Raw genomic sequence first — 17,910 nt, 5'->3', positions numbered from 1 at the left:
GAGGTCATTCTATGGGAATTGAAGAACAACTTGGCGAAATTGTTATCGCCCCACGTGTACTTGAAAAAATCATTGCTATTGCTACTGCAAAAGTAGAGGGTGTTCACTCTTTTTCAAACAAATCAGTATCTGACACCCTTTCAAAACTTTCTCTTGGCCGTGGCGTTTATCTTAAAAACGTGGACGAAGAGCTCACAGCAGATATCTATCTCTACCTTGAGTACGGAGTAAAAGTTCCTAAGGTAGCGGTTGCTATCCAGAAAGCTGTCAAAGATGCCGTCCGCAATATGGCTGATGTAGAACTCGCTGCTATCAATATCCACGTTGCAGGTATCGTCCCAGATAAAACACCAAAACCAGAATTGAAAGATCTATTTGACGAGGACTTCCTCAATGACTAGTCCACTATTAGAATCTAGACGCCAACTCCGTAAATGCGCTTTTCAAGCTCTCATGAGCCTTGAATTCGGTACGGATGTCGAAACTGCTTGTCGTTTCGCCTATACTCATGATCGTGAAGATACGGATGTGCAACTTCCAGCCTTTTTGACAGAGCTAGTTTCTGGTGTTCAGGCTAAAAAGGAAGAACTAGACAAGCAAATCACACAGCATTTAAAAGCAGGTTGGACCATCGAGCGTTTAACGCTCGTGGAGAGAAACCTCCTTCGCTTGGGAGTCTTTGAAATCACTTCATTTGACACCCCTCAGTTGGTTGCTGTTAATGAAGCTATCGAGCTTGCAAAGGACTTCTCAGATCAAAAATCTGCCCGTTTTATCAATGGACTGCTCAGCCAGTTTGTAACAGAAGAACAGTAAACAAAAAAAGTGTTTGACAATTATCAAACACTTTTTTTTGCCTTCCACTATCTAAAAAAGTGGTAATAGACATAATTATAAACAAAAATCCAGATGGGTTTTGCATAAATAAGAAAGTTGAAAAAACTATGGCACAAGATGGTAATTTTTAAGTTCTTTGTCCAACGGTAGACAAGGGCATAGAAGAGACCGCCTAAACTATAAATAATCAAACTGATAGGATCTCGGTGAGTTAGGATCAAATGACTAAGTCCAAAGATAAGAGCAGATAGGATAACATCCAGATAGTACTTGGACTGCGGGAAAAAGGTATTCATAAAATACCCTCTATGAATCAGTTCCTCTAATATAGGTGCGAAGACTACTGTTAAACTAAAACTGAGAACAGTTGATAGAAAAGTTGGTTGCCCATTGGAGTATAGAATCGAAAGAAGGTCTTGAAAGATATACTTGTTATCAATTAGGTGATGAAACTGTAACTGAAAAGCATCCACCAATTGACGATCAAAATAAGTAGCTACTAGACCAACTACAAGGTAAAAGAATCTTGACTTCTTTGAACCCTTTTTTTCAAAAACATAGAGCATCTCTTTCTTTTTGAGCCAGTAGATAAATAATAGCAAAAGAGCTATTACTTCAACTGTTAAAAAGATAGAATAGCCATCTATCCCCCATCCTAAAAACTTAGTTAGATGCATAATCCCTAACTCTGGTAGATAAACCGATAGAAATACCAGTAAGATAAAGACTCCCAAATGCCCTAGTTTTTTCATACTTACCCCTTTAATTTATCAATAGGCAATACCAGAACCACGTCTAGTCGCATGATTCAGTATTGTACTCCATTCTGTCGCTAAACTATATGCATATGGCGAATTCCAATGTCTATCATCAACCAACCAAATCATGCCACCACCTGAAACTTGTTCTAAGTCCTCAGATGAAAGAACTGTAAATGTTTCTGTACCTGTCATATCAAGTAGCTCCTTAAAATAAATTTTTGTAAGCTTACATCTACAGTACACATCTTTTTGTCTATTTTATAGCCTATCTCCTCAACTGTCAATTTTTCACCCTAAATGATAGCTTTACTCATTGAAAAATAAGAAATTGATAAAAGAGATTTCTCTATCTTCCCATCAAATTAGAAAAAGTGTTTGACAAGTATCAAACACTTTTTCTTTACTTCCTACTATCTAAAAATCAAATAATAGATATAAAATAAGAGCGACGGAGCATAAGGAATCGCATTATAGAAACTATGACAAACAATGGTAAATCGAAGACTACCCGTAACTCGATAAGCGACTGCAAATAGAAGACCAAGAATACTATAAATGATGAGACTGATGGGATCGCGATGGGATAGAACTAAGTGACTGAGCCCAAAGATAAAAGAAGACAAGATCACATCCAAATAAAATTCCGACTTCGGAAAGAAGGTATTCATAAAATAACCCCTATAGATTGTCTCCTCAACAACAGGTACAATCGAAATGTTAAAGATTAAAAATATAAGACTTGATAGAGTCGTTTCTCTTCCGTTTGAGTAAAGTTCTGAAAGAAGATCTTGGAAAATAAAGCTATTGTCAATCAATCGAATATTCTGCATTCTAAATCCATTTAGAAAAGAATAGATAAGAAAGCAAGCCACTAAGAAAGCGAGATAAGACCAGCGCCAACCCTTTTTCTCGAAGATAAAGAGCATCTTCTTCTTTTCTAACCACAAAACGAATAAAAAGAAAATAAGTAACACTTCTCCAACTAGGAAGATTATATAGCTGTCCATTCCTAAACCAAAGGTCCTAGCTAGAGTTATAGCCCCTAATGGCGTTAAATAAATGTACAGGAACATTAAAATCATACAGATTCCTAAATGTATTGTCTTTTTCATTCTTTCTCTCTCCTAATGGTAAACTCTCTATTAGGGCTATATAGAGGATAGACTATTGATATGTTTTTCTTATTTATCTAGAGTATTGATGTTTATCCATGCTCTATTATCAAAATAGCTAGAACAATTTGTTCTAGCTTTTAAATTTTCTTAGTATTTTCTAAAACGTTTGTAACGTTCTTCAATAAGTTGGTCGAGTGGTAGTTCTTGCAACCTATCTAGTTCTGCACGCAATTCATTTTTAACACGAGTTTGCAGTTCCTTACTGGAAAGACCTGCTTCTGAGATTACCTTGTCCACGATTCCCATTTCTAGGAGTTCATGCGAAGTGATTTTCATCAATTCTGCTGCTTCCATAGCACGACTTCCATCCTTCCAAAGGATAGAGGCAAATCCTTCAGGGCTAAGTACTGCGTAGATTGAGTTTTCTAACATCCAGACACGGTTAGCTACGGCTAGAGCTAGAGCACCACCAGATCCTCCTTCACCGATAATAATCGCGATGATTGGAACCTTGAGGTCACTCATTTCCATCAGGTTTCGAGCAATTGCTTCACCTTGTCCACGTTCCTCGGCTCCAACACCTGGGTAAGCACCCGCCGTATTGATAAAGGTCACAACTGGACGACCAAATTTTTCTGCCTGTTTCATCAGGCGCAAGGCCTTACGATAGCCTTCTGGATGAGGTTGCCCAAAATTCCGTTTGAGGTTGTCATGAAGACTCTTCCCCTTTTGGATACCAACAACAGTTACTGCTTGGTCACCCAACCAGCCAATTCCACCGATAACCGCACCATCATCACGGAAAGAGCGATCTCCATGCAATTCGATAAATTCATCAAAGATTCCATTGGCAAAATCAAGTGCGGTCAAACGACTCTGCTCGCGTGCCTCTCTGACTATTTTTGCAATATTCATCCGCGGCTTCCTCCATGCAATCTTACTAATCTAGCAATTGTTTCAGGCAATTCTCTCCGTTTGACAATTGCATCAACAAATCCATGTTCCAGCAAAAATTCTGCCTTTTGGAAGTCATCCGGCAAGGTCTCACGAACTGTATTTTCGATAACACGACGCCCAGCAAAACCAACCAAACTCTGTGGCTCCGCTAGGATAATATCACCTTCCATAGCAAAAGAAGCAGTCACTCCACCTGTTGTTGGATCGGTTAAAATAGTTAGGTAAAAAAGTCCTGCCTTGGAATGACGTTGAACTGCCGCAGAGATTTTAGCCATCTGCATCAAGCTCATGATTCCTTCTTGCATACGGGCTCCACCAGAAGCTGTGAAAAGTACGACTGGTAAGTTTTCTACCGTTGCATACTCAAACAAGCGCGTGATTTTTTCACCCACAACGGTTCCCATAGAAGCCATGATAAAGTTTGAATCCATAATCCCAAGGGCAACTTTTTGTCCCTTGATGCTAGCTGTACCAGTCAGTACTGCTTCATCCAAACCTGTCTTTTCACGCATAGTAGCAAGTTTTTTCTGATAGCCAGGAAAGTTTAATGGATCTTGAGTTTCAATACCCGTAAACATCTCCTCAAAGCTGTCAGAATCAATCGTCAAATCCAAGCGTTCCTGAGCTGAAATACGGAAAGTATAGCTGCAATGGGGACAAATTCGTTCGCTCCCCAGATCCTTTTGGTAAATGGTGTGTTTACAACCAGGACACTGGGAGAAGAGTTCATCCGGAACCTCAGGCTTGGCTTGTGGTTTCTGCCTTACGGAACGGTTGGGATTGATCCGAATATACTTATCCTTTTTACTAAATAGAGCCATAACTCCCCCTTTTAGTTCTCATACTGTTTGAAAGTTTATTCTTTTTTTTGGTATTTTGGCAAGAAAGTTTCCATCAAGAAGGAAGTATCGTAGTCACCAGCGATAACTCGGCGGTCTGAAATCAGATCCAACTGGAAGTCTGCGTTAGTTTGCACTCCTTCAATATCAAGTTCATAAAGTGCCCGTTGCATCTTCATTAAGGCATCAAAACGATTCTCCCCATGAACAATGATTTTGGCAATCATACTATCATAGTAAGGAGGAATGGTATAACCTGGATAGACTGCAGAGTCTACACGCAATCCAACTCCTCCACTTGGAAGGTAGAGGTTGGTGACTTTTCCTGGGCTTGGAGCAAAGTTAAATGCTGGATTTTCTGCATTGATCCGGCACTCGATAGCGTGACCTCGTAGGACAATATCTTCTTGTTTGAAAGGTAAAGGTTGCCCGGCAGCAATGCGAATCTGTTCCTTCACGATATCAACACCTGAAACAAACTCTGTGACTGGGTGTTCAACTTGCACACGAGTATTCATTTCCATGAAGTAGAAATTGCCACTCGCTTCATCGAGAAGAAATTCAATCGTACCTGCATTTTCATAGCCAACAGACTCTGCTGCACGAACGGCTGCAGCACCAATTTCATGACGAAGGGTTTTGCCAATCGCAATGGATGGGCTTTCTTCTAAGACCTTTTGGTTATTCCGTTGGAGTGAACAATCCCGTTCACCAAGATGGACAACATGACCCTCTTGATCTGCAAGAATCTGAACTTCGATATGACGAGCTGGATAAATCACACGCTCAAGATACATAGCGCCATTTCCAAAATTGGCCTTGGCTTCACTGGATGCTGTCTCAAAGGCTGCGACCAAGTCTTCTGCCTTTTCAACCTTACGAATCCCTTTTCCACCACCACCTGCCGATGCCTTAAGCATGACTGGATAGCCAATTTTTTCTGCAACTGCAAGGGCCTCTTCAGCCGTGTGAACTTCACCATCAGATCCTGGGATAACTGGAACCCCAGCCTTGATCATTTGCTCACGCGCATTGATCTTATCTCCCATGGTATCCATCACAGCCCCAGAAGGACCGATGAACTTGATCCCCACTTCGTCACACATAGTGGCAAACTTGGAGTTTTCGCTAAGAAAACCAAAACCTGGGTGGATGGCTTCTGCTTCTGTCAAGACTGCAGCAGATAAAATCGCATTGATATTGAGATAAGATTCTGTCGCCTTACCGGGTCCGATACAGATAGCTTCATCCGCTAGGAGTGTGTGAAGAGCTTCCTTATCAGCTGTTGAATAGACTGCAACGGTCGCAATGCCCAATTCACGCGCAGCTCGGATAATGCGAACCGCAATCTCACCACGGTTGGCAATCAAAATTTTACGAAACATGGAGAACCTCCTTAGTTTCCAATTGCAAAGGTAAGAGTACCACTCGCCGCAAGCTTGCCATCCACTTCAGCCTTTGCTTCAACCACAGCAATCGTACCACGACGTTTGACAAAAGTAGCCGTCATGACTAATTGATCACCTGGTACAACTTGCTTCTTAAACTTAACCTTGTCCATGCCAGCATAGAAGACCAGTTTCCCTTTATTTTCAGGCTTGGACAATTCCAAGACACCAGCAGTCTGTGCCAAGGCTTCCATGATAAGAACACCTGGCATAACTGGGTATTGTGGAAAATGACCATTAAAGAAAGGTTCGTTGATGGTCACATTTTTAATGGCAACAATGGTATCCTCGCTCACTTCCAAGACACGATCCACTAGGAGCATGGGGTAGCGATGGGGTAGAGCTTCTTTGATTCCTTGAATATCGATCATTTGATACGTACCAATCCTTTACCGAACTCAACCATTTCTTCATTTGAAACGAGAATTTCTGTCACCACACCATCCTTAGGTGCAGGGATTTCATTCATGACTTTCATGGCTTCGATGATCACCAAAGTCTGACCTTTTTTAACACTGTCTCCGACTGTGACAAAGGCAGGTTTATCTGGTCCAGCAGCCAAGTAAGCCACCCCTACAAGTGGACTCTCAACGACATCACCCTCTGGAGCAACCGTCGTTTCAGCTGGTGCTGGAGCTTCTTCCACTGCACTCTCTACTGGAGTTGAAGGGGCAGAAACTACTGGATTTGCAGCTACTGTAGTTGGCACTGGAGCAACTTGAGCTGGTGCTTCAGAAGCCATTCTTGCTTCATTCTTACTAAACTGCAATTCATCCGTTCCATTTTTATAAGAAAATTCTCTCAAACTTGATTGGTCAAATTGCGCCATCAAGTCCTTGATCTCATTTAAATTCATAATTATTTATTCTCCCAACGTTTGAAAGCAAGAACCGCATTGTGTCCACCAAAACCAAATGTATTTGAAATAGCATAAGGGATTTCTTGCTCCAAGCCTTGTCCATAAACGACATTCGCTTCGATATAGTCTGATAACTCACTTGTTCCAGCTGTCATTGGTACATAGTTATGACGCATGGCTTCAATGGTAGCGATGGCTTCTACTGCCCCTGCAGCACCAAGCAAGTGTCCTGTAAAGGACTTGGTTGAAGATACAGGTACTTCTTTACCAAGGACAGCTACGATTGCACCACTTTCTCCTTTTTCATTAGCAGGAGTTGAAGTTCCGTGGGCATTGACATAAGCCACTTGCTCTGGAGAAATTTCTGCTTCTTCCAAAGCCAACTTCATAGCCTTAATCGCACCTTGACCTTCTGGATGAGGTGAAGTCATATGGTAAGCATCACAGGTATTACCATAGCCAACTACTTCAGCCAGGATAGTTGCACCACGTTTTTCAGCATGTTCAAGGCTTTCAAGAACCAACATTCCTGAACCTTCTCCCATGACAAAACCATTACGGTCTTTGTCAAATGGGATAGAAGCACGAGTTGGATCCTCTGTAGTTGATAGGGCAGTCAAAGCTTGGAAACCAGCGATGGCAAAAGGAGTGATAGATGATTCTGAGCCACCAACTAGCATGACATCTTGGAAACCAAACTTGATTGAACGGAAGGCATCACCGATGGCATCGTTTGATGAGGCACAGGCTGTATTGATTGATTTACAGATACCGTTTGCTCCGAAGCGCATGGCAACATTTCCTGATGCCATATTTGGCAAGGCTTTTGGAAGTGTCATTGGTTTAACGCGTTTTGGACCTTTTTCATGAAGACGGATAACCTGATCTTCGATTTCTTTAATTCCCCCAATACCAGAAGCCACGATAACACCAAAGCGATCTTTATCAATTGCTTCTACATCAAGATTTGCATTTGTCACCGCTTCTTGAGCTGCATACAAGGCATACAAAGAATAGTTGTCAAAACGGTTGGTATCTTTTTTGACAAAGTATTTATCAAATGGGAAATCTTGGACTTCTGCTGCATTGTGCACAGCAAATTCGCTGTGGTCAAATTTAGTAATTTCTCCAATTCCAATTTTTCCAGTTTGCAAACTGTTCCAAAATTCTTCTGGAGTATTTCCGATAGGAGAGGTCAATCCGTAACCTGTTACTACAACTCGATTTAGTTTCATCTGTCTTACCTATATCTTTCCTTATTTTTTACATGCTAAGTCCGCCATCAACAGCGAGAACTTGTCCAGTCAAATAATCCTGTCCAGCCAGGAACACTGTAGCATCTGCGATATGTTCTGCTTGACCAAACTGTTTCATTGGGATTTGTGCCAATGTCGCTTCCTTGACCTTATCAGACAAAACAGCTGTCATATCTGACTCGATCATTCCTGGTGCAAGAGCATTTACGCGCACATTACGATTGGCAACTTCACGTGCTACTGACTTGGTAAACCCAATCAAACCCGCTTTAGAAGCTGCATAGTTGGCTTGTCCGATATTTCCCATCAAACCGACCACACTCGACATATTGATAATCGCACCTTCACGTGCCTTGATCATCTGTTTCAAGACTACTTGAGTCATGTTAAAGGCACCTGTCAAGTTGATCTTAATCACTTTTTCAAAGTCTTCCTCGGTCATCTTAAGCATGAGCGTATCCTGAGTAATCCCTGCATTGTTGACCAAGACATCGACAGAACCGAGTTCTGCAATCGCTTGATCTACCATACGCTTGGCATCTGCAAAGTCTGAAACATCACCTGAAATCGGTACTACTTTGACGCCGTAGTTTGAAAACTCAGCCAGCAATTCTTCTGAGATTGCTCCTCGACTATTCAAAACTACATTAGCGCCTAGTTGGGCAAATTTGTGAGCAATGGCAAGTCCGATACCACGACTTGAACCTGTTACAAAGACATTTTTGTTTGTAAGTTGCATTCTATTTCTCCTATTTCCTGTTGTATTTTGTGGGAGAAGGAATCATTAGTTTCCTAACAAAGCATCCAAGCTTGCTTGGTCTTCAACGTTAGCTAGCTGAGCTGTTTTATCGATTTTTTTGACAAAACCTGATAGGACCTTACCAGGACCAATTTCAATAAAGTTGGTTACCCCAGCATCCTGCATCACAGCAATACTTTCATAAAAACGAACAGGTTCTTTGACCTGACGCGTCAAAAGCTCTTGGATTCGACCTTTTTCCATAACAGCAGCTTCCGTATTGCCGACTAGTGGGCAAGTAAAGTCAGAGAAACTCACTCCTTCAAGAGCTCCAGCTAGTTGCTGACTGGCTGGCTCAAGAAGAGCTGTATGGAAAGGACCAGATACATTTAAAGGAATCAATCGTTTGGCTCCTGCTTCCTGCAAGAGTTGGACCGCACGGTCAACTGCAGCCACTTCACCACCAATGACGATTTGGCTTGGAGTATTGTAGTTAGCTGGAGTGACTATACCGACTTCAGAAGCAGTTTTGCAAGCTTCCTCTATCACATCTACTGGAGTATTGAGGACGGCTACCATCTTGCCTGAACCAGCAGGCGCCGCCTCTTCCATATAAGCCCCGCGCTTAGCAACCAAGGCAACTGCCTCTTCAAAGTCCAAGGCACCGCTTGCTACAAGAGCAGAATATTCACCAAGAGACAATCCTGCTACCATATCCGGCTGATAACCCTTTTCTTTCAATAGTCGGTAAATAGAAACCGAGGTCGCCAAAATAGCTGGCTGTGTATAACGAGTCTGGTTTAACTTTGTTTCTTCCTTATCAATCAAGTCACGAAGGTCATAACCCAGTACTTGACTAGCTTGATCAATGGTTTCCTTGACAATAGGATAGTGTTCATAGAGGTCTCGTCCCATCCCAAGATATTGAGCACCTTGACCGGCAAATAGAAAGGCTGTTTTAGTCATTTCTTACAACTCCTGCCCAACGAGAGGCTTCTTCTTGAATTTTTTTGGCAGCGCCATAGTATAGATCTTTTAGGATTTCTTCGACAGTTTCCTCTTTAGAAACCAAACCAGCGATCTGACCTGCCATGACGGATCCACCTTCTACATCTCCATGAACAACGGCTTTAGCAAGAGCACCAGCTCCCATTTGCTCAAAGATTTCTAAATCTGGATCTTCTTGTTTAAAGGCATCCTTTTCAGCCTGTTCAAAGTCACGTGTCAACTGATTTTTAATGGCGCGAACAGCATGTCCAAAATGTTGAGCTGAAATAGTCGTATCGATATCACGCGCTTTTAAGATTTTTTCCTTGTATTTTGGATGGGCGTTAGATTCCTTGGCTACTACGAAACGCGTACCAACTTGAACAGCCTCTGCACCAAGCATAAAGCCTGCAGCGACACCTTCACCGTCCGCAATTCCTCCAGCTGCGATAACCGGAATTGAAACAGCTGCAGCAACTTGGCGAACCAAGGTCATCGTTGTTAATTTACCAATATGTCCACCGGCTTCCATTCCCTCTGCAATAACCGCATCTGCACCAATTTTTTCCATGCGTTTTGCCAAAGCAACACTTGGAACAACAGGAATAACTGTAATTCCTGCATCATGGAAACGAGTCATGTATTTACTTGGATTTCCTGCACCAGTTGTAACCACCTTGACCCCTTCTTCAATCACGAGATCAACGATGTCTTCTACAAAAGGTGACAAGAGCATGATGTTGACACCAAAAGGTTTGTCCGTAAGTGATTTGATTTTATCGATATTAGCCTTTACGACCTCTTTAGGTGCATTCCCACCACCGATAATTCCTAGACCACCAGCTTTTGATACTGCACCAGCCAAGTCACCGTCTGCAACCCAGGCCATTCCTCCTTGAAAAATAGGATAATCAATGTTCAATAATTCTGTAATACGTGTTTTCATAGTGCCTCCATCATTCCTTGCTTACGTAATAGTTCGATGAATTTATCGTTTGAGTTTCAAACTATTACCTAAACAAGAGGGAGTGGGTTTCCCCTACTCCTTCTAGTAATATGTTAATTATTTTGTTTGCTCTTCAACGTAGGCAACCAAGTCACCAACTGTTTTCAAGTTATCTTCTGCTTCGATTTGGATATCGAAAGCATCTTCGATTTCAGAGATTACTTGGAACAAGTCCAATGAATCTGCATCCAAATCATCAAAAGTAGATTCAAGTGTTACTTCTGATGCTTCTTTCCCAAGTTCTTCAACGATAATTTCTTGTACTTTTTCAAATACTGCCATGATAGGACTCCTTTAAAATATAAAAAATTTATAACTATGTGTTTACCACATGATTACCTAGATTGTAAGAATGAGTGTGCCCCATGTCAAACCTCCACCGAAGCCTGATAGGAGAATCGTCTGGCTACCATCTAAACGAATCATACCATTCTCCACACACTCTGAGAGCAAAATCGGGATACTTGCTGCACTGGTATTCCCATACTCCGTCATATTGGCAGGAAGCTTGTCTCGGTCTACGCCTATTTTCTTTGCCATCTTATCCAAAATGCGGATATTTGCCTGATGAAGCAGGAGATAATCCAATTCCGATGCTGCGATTGGACCATTTTCAATGGTTTCTTTGATCGATCTAGCAACATCACGATTTGCAAAATCAAAAACTGCTCGTCCATCCATTTTCAAAAAAGCAGGAACTGCTTCTTGATACGAGAAAGGAGAAGCCAAAGCCGTTTGACCATAGGTCAAACACTCGCTCCGAGAGCCATCCGTATAGAGACTTTCCACAAGGAAGTGACGTGTTTCGCTCGCTTCCAAGAGAACCCCACCAGCACCATCCCCAAAGAGAACAGCTGTCGAACGATCTGACCAATCAACTGCCTTGGATAAGGTCTCAGCCCCGATAACAATCCCTTTTTTGAACTGTCCAGAACTTAAAAACTTTTCTGCAGTTGAGAGAGCGAATACAAAGCCACTACAAGCTGCTGTCAGATCAAAGGCGAAAGCTCTATGCGCTCCGATATTTGCCTGAACTCGAGCTGCCGTGGAAGGCATCATCGAGTCTGGAGTAATCGTCGCTACAATGATAAAATCAATCTGATCCGCTGTTAAGCTCCCTTTAGCCAACAAGCTCTTAGCTACTTCTGTCGCCAAATCACTTGTAGACTCTGTTTTTGAGATATGTCTCTGTTTAATTCCTGTCCGACTTGAAATCCACTCATCGCTTGTGTCCATGATTTGGGCTAAGTCATGATTAGTGACCACTTGCTCTGGAACATAATGAGCAACCTGGCTTATTTTTGCAAAAGCCATTATTTCAAATCCTCCAAGAATTGATAAAGATTGATTAATCCTCTACCCATAACTTCTATTTCCTCAGGACTCATGCCATCGATGATTTTTTCGACCATTGCCTTGTGAAAACGTCTATGAAGACGATGGACTAACCGACCTTTCTTGGTCAAATGCAGATACACTACACGTCTATCCTGATCAGAACGAATACGCTCAATATAACCTTTTCTTTCCAGGTTATTCAAGCTCGTCGTCACTGTCCCAAGAGTTACCATCAGTTCTTTTGAAACCTTACTTGGCGTTGCCTCCGGGAACTTCCCAATCACATCAATCGTGTGCATTTCTTTGATGGAGATGTCTTTGAATCGACTACCTCGTAAGCTAACCTCCTCGATCACAAGGACGTTATTAAAAATAGATGTTAGATAATCATTTACTTGTTGGTAGTCCAAATCGTTTCCCTCCCTCTAAAAAACTTTCACAATCAAAGCATTTGATAAAAGAAGTATATCAAACTTCAAAAAATTGTGCAAGTATTTTTTTACATTCCTGTAAATTTTGGTCTTCTTCTTTCAGAATGTGCTCGAACCCCTTCTTTAAAGTCTTCAGTTAAAGATAACGATTCTTGTAATTCCAATTCTAATTCAGCATAATTCTGCCAATCCTTAAATTGACTTTCCCAAACTAGCTTTTTAATCGCTGCGTATGAGTTTGCTGAACCTCTTCTTAATTTTTTCAAAACTTGTTCTCTTGTTTTTTCTAATTTGTCAACTTCACAAACACGGTATACCACGCCCCATTCTAGCGCTTTTTCAGCAGTCAAGGCTTCACCTGTCATGGCAAGTTGTGCAGCCCGTGTTACCCCGATGCTACGACTCAGGAGATGAATCCCACCAGCGTCTGGTGCCAAGCCAACTCCGACAAAGGCTTGAATGAATTTTGCCTTGTCAGTCGCCAAACAAAAATCAACTGCTACTGCCATATTTGCTGCGGCACCAGCAACCGCTCCATCCACCTCCATTAAAACAGGTTTAGAGATTTGCTTGATTTTAAAAGAAATTGTATTGACTAATTCTGCAATCTTATTCAAAGAAGGGATATCATTTTCGTCTACCGCTCGTTTCATCTCAACCAAGTCTCCCCCAACTGAAAAGACCTTCCCATTAGCGTTTATCAAGATGAACTGAACAGCTTGATCCTGCTCTGCTAGAGTCAAAGCTTCTAAAATCTCCTCACACATTGGGATATGGAAACCATTTGCCACTTCGGGACGATTCAAAGTAATGATAGCAAGATCATCTACGATCTGATATAAGATATGATTCATAGCTTCTCCTTTTCTTTTGTAAGGTAATAAAATTGTTTTATCATCAAAGTATACCTTTTTTTGGATAAAGAGGCAAGGAAAAAACTAAAGGAAAGTGTCTCAGCTGATTATTTACCCATCATTTATGAGTGTGAGTAAAATTTGACACTCTTACTTTTAAATCGTTATCGCTTTTCAGAATAAGTTAGTGTTTTCTTCTATTATAATAGGAAGTTATTTTCGTCATTGAAAAATGCCCCTCTTTCTGCTATAATCGTATAAAATACTTACTTGAGGAGTCCTTATGAAGGTTGTAAAATTTGGTGGAAGCTCGCTTGCCTCTGCTGGTCAGTTAGAAAAAGTTTTAAACATCGTTAAAAGTGATAAAGAGCGTCGTTTTGTAGTCGTTTCTGCACCCGGTAAACGCAATGCTGAAGATACCAAGGTAACTGATGCCTTGATCAAATACTATCGCGACTATGTAGCTGGAAATGACATCAGTGCTAGCCAAAGCTGGATCATTGACCGTTATGCGGCAATGGTGAGCGAACTAGGGTTAAAACCTGCTGTTTTAGAAAAAATCTCTAAAAGTATCCGGGCCTTGGCAACTCTTCCTATAGAGGACAATGAATTTCTCTATGATACCTTCCTAGCGGCTGGAGAAAATAACAATGCCAAATTGATTGCAGCCTACTTTAACCAAAACGGCATTGATGCACGCTATGTTCACCCAAGAGAAGCTGGGATTGTTGTCACAAGCGAACCAGGAAACGCACGTATCATTCCATCTAGTTATGACAAGATTGAAGGCTTAGCTGATAGCAACCAAGTCCTTGTCATCCCTGGTTTCTTTGGTGTGACTAAGGAAAATCAAATCTGTACTTTTTCACGTGGAGGTTCAGATATCACAGGTTCTATCATTGCAGCAGGTGTTAAGGCTGATCTCTATGAAAACTTTACAGACGTAGATGGTATCTTTGCTGCCCATCCTGGTATTATCCACCAACCACACTCCATTCCTGAATTAACCTACCGTGAAATGCGTGAGTTGGCATATGCTGGATTTTCAGTCCTTCATGACGAAGCCCTTCTTCCTGCCTACCGAGGAAAAATTCCTCTTGTCATCAAGAATACCAACAACCCAGACCACCCCGGAACACGCATTGTTTTAGAACACAGTAGTGATAAATTCCCAGTAGTCGGGATTGCGGGTGACTCAGGATTCGTCAGCATCAACATGTCTAAATACCTCATGAACCGCGAAGTCGGGTTTGGTCGCAAGGTTCTTCAAATCCTTGAGGACCTCAATATCGGTTGGGAACACATGCCTACAGGTATCGACGATCTTTCAATCATCCTCCGCTCCCGTGAATTGACTCCTATCAAAGAAGAAGAAATTCTACGTCAACTCGTTCAAAAGGCTGAAGTGGACCATGCTGAAATCGAACATGACCTTTCAATCATTATGATTGTCGGAGAAAAGATGAAGAGCCATATCGGGGTAACTGCTACTGCAACACGTGCTTTGTCTGAAAATAAAATCAACATCCAGATGATGTCCCAAGGTTCAAGTGAAGTTTCCATCATGTTTGTTGTCAATAAAGAGCAAGAGAAGGCCGCTATTAAAGCTCTCTATCATGCCTTTTTCGATGAAAGTAAGGAAGACTAATCATGGCCCAATCACTCAATCAAGTCATTGACCTCCAAACTACTGGGACATCTTACCTCTCCATCTCTGGAAAAGTCGGAAAATTTTTAGTTGGGGATCAAGCCTTGGAGTTTTATCCTGATGTCAATGTCGAACAATATATCCAAATCCCCTGGTCCAGTATTCAGCAAATCGGAGCCAATGTAACTGGTCGCAAAATCAGTCGTCACTTTGAAGTCTTTACTGACCAAGGAAAATTCCTCTTTGCTTCAAAAGACTCTGGAGCTATCCTCAAAATTGCTCGGGAAAAATTAGGAAACGAAAAGGTTGTGAAACTTCCGACTCTACTCCAGACCATTGGACAAAAACTTAAAAATCTATTTGCAAAAAAGTAAAAACTTTAGTATAATCATAGCAACGGATAAGTAGGTTATCTCCTTCTTTCAGAAAGTCTGCGGGTGCTGCGAGCAGATAGGAGGGATAGGTGAAATTCTACCGTTGTTCACAATTACATATACAATCAAGTGCACACCTGTGAAGTTGGATGGAACCGTGGCCCTGCCACTCCAACACTTTGTCAGGTGTGCTTTTTTCATAAAGGAGTTCTTATGTTAGATATCAAACGTATTCGTACAGATTTTGATGCTGTCGCTGAAAAATTAGCTACACGTGGTGTAGATGCTGCTATCTTAAATGAGATGAAAGAAATCGATGCTAAACGTCGTGACATCTTGGTCAAGGTTGAAACGCTAAAAGCAGAACGTAACACAGTTTCAGCTGAGATTGCCCAAGCTAAGCGCAACAAGGAAAATGCCGATGACAAGATTGCTGCGATGCAAACCCTATCTGCTGAAGTCAAAGCCTTGGATGCTGAATTGGCGGACATCGATGCTAAATTGACAGAATTCACCACTACTCTTCCAAACATCCCTGCTGACAGTGTTCCTGTTGGGGCTGATGAAGATGACAATGTGGAAGTTCGTCGTTGGGGTAGTCCGCGCGAATTTGACTTTGAGCCAAAAGCTCACTGGGATCTTGGTGAAGACCTTGGTATCCTTGACTGGGAACGCGGTGGTAAAGTAACGGGCGCTCGCTTCCTCTTCTACAAAGGTCTTGGCGCTCGTTTGGAACGTGCTATCTACAACTTCATGTTGGATGAGCATGGTAAAGAGGGCTATACAGAAGTTATCACACCATACATTGTTAACCATGACTCAATGTTTGGTACTGGTCAATATCCGAAATTCAAGGAAGACACTTTTGAATTGAAAGACACTAATTATGTCCTCATTCCTACAGCTGAAGTGCCTCTTACAAACTACTACCGTGATGAAATCCTTGACAGCAAAGACCTACCAATCTACTTTACCGCTATGAGTCCATCATTCCGCTCTGAGGCTGGTTCAGCTGGTCGTGATACACGTGGCTTGATTCGTCTGCACCAATTCCACAAGGTTGAAATGGTCAAATTTGCCAAACCAGAAGAATCTTACGAAGAATTGGAAAAAATGACCGCCAACGCTGAAAACATTCTTCAAAAACTCAACCTTCCATACCGTGTCGTTGCTCTCTCTACTGGGGACATGGGCTTCTCAGCCGCCAAAACTTACGACTTGGAAGTTTGGATTCCAGCGCAAAATACCTATCGTGAAATCTCAAGCTGTTCAAATACAGAAGATTTCCAAGCCCGTCGTGCTCAAATTCGCTACCGTGATGAAGCCGATGGCAAGGTGAAACTCCTTCATACCTTGAACGGTTCTGGACTTGCAGTTGGACGTACAGTGGCTGCAATTCTTGAAAACTATCAAAATGAAGATGGTTCTGTGACCATTCCAGAAGCACTTCGTCCATACATGGGTGGCGCTGAAGTTATCAAACCATAAAAATAAGGCCTAGCTATTTCTAGCTAGACCTTTTTTCGTGACCAAATCAGATAAGCACCCAATACGAAGAATAAAATAGTGAGGCAAATAACAGTTTCGGCCAACACCAGATAATCCAGAAATGGAAGTCTCAAAATTCCCTGAGCCATCTTGAGCGAAGTAGCTGTGATAATGGTTGGGAAGGTGAGGGCTGAGAAGGCTGGTTGAAAGCCTTGTTTTAAAATATTAGGTAGGCGAGTTAAAACAAAGAAAAAGAAGGACTGAGATGCCAAAATCATGACGATCAAAAGCCAAGTCGGTAGGCCTGCTCCTCCAACTCGAACTAGGGAAGCCAAGAGTAGAGAAAAGGGAGCACAGTAGATTCCTTCCTGTCCAAGCAAGGCTAGTGGGAGTGGAGTTTTCTTTAAATCACTATAAATAAGCGGATAGAGATAGAAGGTCAAGACAAAACCAAAACTCAAGGTCGCATAGGCAATCTCTATAATGCCTACCAGAGGATAGGTCAAGGCTGCCACAGCTATCCCCACATAGAGCACCGTCCAGCTAGGAGTCGCATTGACCCTCCGACCCGGACAGGCAAATTTGATGGTAAAAGTAGCAATCAAAGCTAAATCCAAGAGAAATGAAAACCACCAGATCCCTTGTGCTACCAAAGAAAGAGCAGGGAATACGCGAAAGACATAGGTCGATAAAATCATCCCAGCCATAGGAAAAGTGGCCATCCCAGATAAAAGAGGGGGCTTGGTCAATTCTTTCCTGGTTTCTTCCCAATTAAAAAGATGAAGAATCAGAAAGAAAATCCACAACACCAAACCAATCAGACTCAATAAATGCGACAGAACTGGCCAAGTATCTGCAATCAAATTTCCTGCACCTGCTAAACCTAATAAACAGCCAGAGAATACCAAGGGGAGCTTTTTCATCCGAGCCTCCAATAATCATGTTATTATTAGTATAGCATAAAAGCGCTTAA

22 protein-coding genes are annotated in these 17,910 nt (G+C 41.9%); 5 read left to right on the top strand and 17 right to left on the bottom strand.

Translation table 11 applies throughout. The features are described from left to right. The first annotated feature begins 11 nt into the window (after positions 1-11). Together MK385_RS07490 and nusB are read left to right on the top strand one after the other, a co-directional pair. The gene (locus MK385_RS07490) at positions 12-401 is read left to right on the top strand and encodes an Asp23/Gls24 family envelope stress response protein (RefSeq protein ID WP_000510584.1); all 390 of its coding nucleotides are present in this window, start codon (positions 12-14) and stop codon (positions 399-401) included. Beyond that, a complete protein-coding gene (nusB, locus tag MK385_RS07485; RefSeq protein WP_000203659.1) occupies positions 394-816 on the top strand; it encodes a transcription antitermination factor NusB in 423 nt (140 codons plus the stop codon). The genes MK385_RS07490 and nusB overlap by 8 nt, the downstream gene beginning before the upstream one ends. 47 nt (positions 817-863) lie before the next feature. Here nusB and MK385_RS07480 read toward each other — a convergent pair whose 3' ends face one another. The 16 genes from MK385_RS07480 to MK385_RS07405 form a co-directional block, all read right to left on the bottom strand. Beyond that, positions 864-1,589, bottom strand: coding sequence for a CPBP family intramembrane glutamic endopeptidase (locus MK385_RS07480; protein ID WP_125413997.1), 726 nt, complete (start codon positions 1,587-1,589; stop codon positions 864-866). An 18-nt stretch (positions 1,590-1,607) separates the two neighbouring features. Then, a complete protein-coding gene (locus MK385_RS07475; RefSeq protein ID WP_084943351.1) occupies positions 1,608-1,790 on the bottom strand; it encodes a hypothetical protein in 183 nt (60 codons plus the stop codon). A 218-nt stretch (positions 1,791-2,008) separates the two neighbouring features. Beyond that, a complete protein-coding gene (locus MK385_RS07470; protein ID WP_268725707.1) occupies positions 2,009-2,710 on the bottom strand; it encodes a CPBP family intramembrane glutamic endopeptidase in 702 nt (233 codons plus the stop codon). Between the two features lie 150 nt (positions 2,711-2,860). After that, positions 2,861-3,628, bottom strand: coding sequence for an acetyl-CoA carboxylase carboxyl transferase subunit alpha (locus MK385_RS07465; protein ID WP_268725706.1), 768 nt, complete (start codon positions 3,626-3,628; stop codon positions 2,861-2,863). Next, the gene (gene accD, locus MK385_RS07460; RefSeq protein ID WP_125413994.1) at positions 3,625-4,491 is read right to left on the bottom strand and encodes an acetyl-CoA carboxylase, carboxyltransferase subunit beta; all 867 of its coding nucleotides are present in this window, start codon (positions 4,489-4,491) and stop codon (positions 3,625-3,627) included. Before accD ends, MK385_RS07465 begins: the two co-directional genes overlap by 4 nt. Positions 4,492-4,526: 35 nt before the next feature. Continuing rightward, positions 4,527-5,894 (bottom strand): acetyl-CoA carboxylase biotin carboxylase subunit, encoded by a 1,368-nt coding sequence (gene accC / locus MK385_RS07455; RefSeq protein ID WP_000488664.1) that lies wholly within the window; start codon positions 5,892-5,894, stop codon positions 4,527-4,529. An 11-nt stretch (positions 5,895-5,905) separates the two neighbouring features. Beyond that, positions 5,906-6,328 carry a 3-hydroxyacyl-ACP dehydratase FabZ gene (gene fabZ / locus MK385_RS07450; protein WP_000565515.1) on the bottom strand — a complete coding sequence of 141 codons (423 nt, stop codon included), beginning with the start codon at positions 6,326-6,328 and terminating at the stop codon, positions 5,906-5,908. Next, positions 6,325-6,813, bottom strand: a complete 489-nt coding sequence (gene accB, locus MK385_RS07445) for an acetyl-CoA carboxylase biotin carboxyl carrier protein (RefSeq protein ID WP_001052303.1) — start codon at positions 6,811-6,813, stop codon at positions 6,325-6,327. Before accB ends, fabZ begins: the two co-directional genes overlap by 4 nt. Before the next feature lie 2 nt (positions 6,814-6,815). Continuing rightward, a complete protein-coding gene (gene fabF / locus MK385_RS07440) occupies positions 6,816-8,051 on the bottom strand; it encodes a beta-ketoacyl-ACP synthase II (protein WP_000774052.1) in 1,236 nt (411 codons plus the stop codon). Positions 8,052-8,079: 28 nt separating this feature from the next. Further along, a complete protein-coding gene (gene fabG / locus MK385_RS07435) occupies positions 8,080-8,811 on the bottom strand; it encodes a 3-oxoacyl-[acyl-carrier-protein] reductase (protein ID WP_268725705.1) in 732 nt (243 codons plus the stop codon). A 45-nt stretch (positions 8,812-8,856) separates the two neighbouring features. Continuing rightward, the gene (gene fabD / locus MK385_RS07430; protein ID WP_000167654.1) at positions 8,857-9,777 is read right to left on the bottom strand and encodes an ACP S-malonyltransferase; all 921 of its coding nucleotides are present in this window, start codon (positions 9,775-9,777) and stop codon (positions 8,857-8,859) included. Beyond that, on the bottom strand, positions 9,770-10,744 hold the full coding sequence (gene fabK / locus MK385_RS07425; RefSeq protein ID WP_000857451.1) for an enoyl-[acyl-carrier-protein] reductase FabK: 975 nt from the start codon (positions 10,742-10,744) through the stop codon (positions 9,770-9,772). Before fabK ends, fabD begins: the two co-directional genes overlap by 8 nt. Before the next feature lie 117 nt (positions 10,745-10,861). Continuing rightward, a complete protein-coding gene (locus MK385_RS07420) occupies positions 10,862-11,086 on the bottom strand; it encodes an acyl carrier protein (protein WP_049478072.1) in 225 nt (74 codons plus the stop codon). A gap of 57 nt (positions 11,087-11,143) precedes the next feature. Next, complete coding sequence (locus tag MK385_RS07415; RefSeq protein ID WP_049478071.1) at positions 11,144-12,118, bottom strand: beta-ketoacyl-ACP synthase III; 975 nt, start codon at positions 12,116-12,118, stop codon at positions 11,144-11,146. After that, a complete protein-coding gene (fabT, locus tag MK385_RS07410) occupies positions 12,118-12,552 on the bottom strand; it encodes a fatty acid biosynthesis transcriptional regulator FabT (RefSeq protein ID WP_033630318.1) in 435 nt (144 codons plus the stop codon). The genes MK385_RS07415 and fabT overlap by 1 nt, the downstream gene beginning before the upstream one ends. A gap of 89 nt (positions 12,553-12,641) precedes the next feature. Then, positions 12,642-13,427, bottom strand: a complete 786-nt coding sequence (locus tag MK385_RS07405; protein WP_268725704.1) for an enoyl-CoA hydratase — start codon at positions 13,425-13,427, stop codon at positions 12,642-12,644. Between the two features lie 283 nt (positions 13,428-13,710). On the opposite strand from MK385_RS07405, the gene MK385_RS07400 reads away from it, so the two are divergent. The 3 genes from MK385_RS07400 to serS all read left to right on the top strand — a co-directional run bounded on the left by MK385_RS07400 (position 13,711) and on the right by serS (position 16,937). Continuing rightward, positions 13,711-15,075: an aspartate kinase gene (locus tag MK385_RS07400; protein WP_268725703.1), complete on the top strand. Its 1,365-nt coding sequence runs from the start codon at positions 13,711-13,713 to the stop codon at positions 15,073-15,075. A gap of 2 nt (positions 15,076-15,077) precedes the next feature. Further along, positions 15,078-15,449, top strand: a complete 372-nt coding sequence (locus MK385_RS07395) for a DUF956 family protein (RefSeq protein ID WP_125413990.1) — start codon at positions 15,078-15,080, stop codon at positions 15,447-15,449. 213 nt (positions 15,450-15,662) lie between these two features. Beyond that, the gene (gene serS / locus MK385_RS07390) at positions 15,663-16,937 is read left to right on the top strand and encodes a serine--tRNA ligase (RefSeq protein WP_125413989.1); all 1,275 of its coding nucleotides are present in this window, start codon (positions 15,663-15,665) and stop codon (positions 16,935-16,937) included. Between the two features lie 23 nt (positions 16,938-16,960). Here the strand turns inward: serS and MK385_RS07385 are convergent, their stop codons facing one another. Then, positions 16,961-17,860 carry a TDT family transporter gene (locus tag MK385_RS07385; RefSeq protein WP_125413988.1) on the bottom strand — a complete coding sequence of 300 codons (900 nt, stop codon included), beginning with the start codon at positions 17,858-17,860 and terminating at the stop codon, positions 16,961-16,963. Positions 17,861-17,910: the final 50 nt, after the last annotated feature.

This window comes from Streptococcus oralis (genome assembly GCF_026782125.1).
GTDB lineage: Bacteria > Bacillota > Bacilli > Lactobacillales > Streptococcaceae > Streptococcus > Streptococcus oralis_CE.
The sequence above is the reverse complement of the archived record's forward strand: the minus strand, read 5'-3'. Positions and strand labels throughout refer to the sequence as shown.

Excerpts from the sequence above, each read along its gene's own strand:
- serS (WP_125413989.1), top strand. The coding sequence starts at position 15,663 with ATGTTAGATATCAAACGTATTCGTACAGATTTTGATGCTGTCGCTGAA.
- MK385_RS07415 (WP_049478071.1), bottom strand. The coding sequence starts at position 12,118 with ATGGCTTTTGCAAAAATAAGCCAGGTTGCTCATTATGTTCCAGAGCAA.
- MK385_RS07480 (WP_125413997.1), bottom strand. The coding sequence starts at position 1,589 with ATGAAAAAACTAGGGCATTTGGGAGTCTTTATCTTACTGGTATTTCTA.
- fabG (WP_268725705.1), bottom strand. The coding sequence starts at position 8,811 with ATGCAACTTACAAACAAAAATGTCTTTGTAACAGGTTCAAGTCGTGGT.
- MK385_RS07395 (WP_125413990.1), top strand. The coding sequence starts at position 15,078 with ATGGCCCAATCACTCAATCAAGTCATTGACCTCCAAACTACTGGGACA.
- MK385_RS07405 (WP_268725704.1), bottom strand. The coding sequence starts at position 13,427 with ATGAATCATATCTTATATCAGATCGTAGATGATCTTGCTATCATTACT.
- MK385_RS07475 (WP_084943351.1), bottom strand. The coding sequence starts at position 1,790 with ATGACAGGTACAGAAACATTTACAGTTCTTTCATCTGAGGACTTAGAA.
- fabF (WP_000774052.1), bottom strand. The coding sequence starts at position 8,051 with ATGAAACTAAATCGAGTTGTAGTAACAGGTTACGGATTGACCTCTCCT.
- MK385_RS07490 (WP_000510584.1), top strand. The coding sequence starts at position 12 with ATGGGAATTGAAGAACAACTTGGCGAAATTGTTATCGCCCCACGTGTA.
- fabZ (WP_000565515.1), bottom strand. The coding sequence starts at position 6,328 with ATGATCGATATTCAAGGAATCAAAGAAGCTCTACCCCATCGCTACCCC.
- accC (WP_000488664.1), bottom strand. The coding sequence starts at position 5,894 with ATGTTTCGTAAAATTTTGATTGCCAACCGTGGTGAGATTGCGGTTCGC.
- MK385_RS07385 (WP_125413988.1), bottom strand. The coding sequence starts at position 17,860 with ATGAAAAAGCTCCCCTTGGTATTCTCTGGCTGTTTATTAGGTTTAGCA.
- MK385_RS07400 (WP_268725703.1), top strand. The coding sequence starts at position 13,711 with ATGAAGGTTGTAAAATTTGGTGGAAGCTCGCTTGCCTCTGCTGGTCAG.
- fabD (WP_000167654.1), bottom strand. The coding sequence starts at position 9,777 with ATGACTAAAACAGCCTTTCTATTTGCCGGTCAAGGTGCTCAATATCTT.
- nusB (WP_000203659.1), top strand. The coding sequence starts at position 394 with ATGACTAGTCCACTATTAGAATCTAGACGCCAACTCCGTAAATGCGCT.
- MK385_RS07465 (WP_268725706.1), bottom strand. The coding sequence starts at position 3,628 with ATGAATATTGCAAAAATAGTCAGAGAGGCACGCGAGCAGAGTCGTTTG.
- MK385_RS07470 (WP_268725707.1), bottom strand. The coding sequence starts at position 2,710 with ATGAAAAAGACAATACATTTAGGAATCTGTATGATTTTAATGTTCCTG.
- accB (WP_001052303.1), bottom strand. The coding sequence starts at position 6,813 with ATGAATTTAAATGAGATCAAGGACTTGATGGCGCAATTTGACCAATCA.
- MK385_RS07420 (WP_049478072.1), bottom strand. The coding sequence starts at position 11,086 with ATGGCAGTATTTGAAAAAGTACAAGAAATTATCGTTGAAGAACTTGGG.
- fabK (WP_000857451.1), bottom strand. The coding sequence starts at position 10,744 with ATGAAAACACGTATTACAGAATTATTGAACATTGATTATCCTATTTTT.
- accD (WP_125413994.1), bottom strand. The coding sequence starts at position 4,491 with ATGGCTCTATTTAGTAAAAAGGATAAGTATATTCGGATCAATCCCAAC.